The organism is Clostridioides sp. ES-S-0001-03, assembly GCF_020676075.1.
In the GTDB taxonomy this organism is placed as follows: Bacteria; Bacillota; Clostridia; order Peptostreptococcales; family Peptostreptococcaceae; genus Clostridioides.
Genome location: NZ_JACVWJ010000040.1, coordinates 1 through 378 on the forward strand (window position 1 = coordinate 1; position 378 = coordinate 378).

Genomic DNA, 378 nt, shown 5'->3' on the forward strand with positions numbered 1-378 from the left:
GTCCTACTCTCCCAGGCAGTTTCCCACCAAGTACCATCAGCGCTAGAGAGCTTAACTTCTGTGTTCGGAATGGGAACAGGTGTATCCTCTCTGCTATTATAACCAGATTATTGTCTAAATTTTCATTTATCTTTTTTCTAAGACAAGTATTATAATAACATATTTGTCTTATTATGTCAATACTTTTTTCATTCGATTTTAAGCTTATAAAATTCTTAAAAATCTCTAATTATTGACAAATTTAAATACAGAGAGTTAGCACTCTAAAAACTACATATATATTTTAATCAATGAACATCAAATAAATATTGGTCAAGTCCTCGACCTATTAGTATCGATAAGCTAAATACATTGCTGCACTTACACCTTCGACCTATC

At 31.5% G+C, this 378-nt stretch carries 1 rRNA gene; it reads right to left on the minus strand.

Annotated features, from left to right (window positions below):
• Window positions 1-107, minus strand: a 5S ribosomal RNA gene (rrf, locus tag IC174_RS20810); the annotation flags it as partial.
• Window positions 108-378 lie beyond the last annotated feature (271 nt).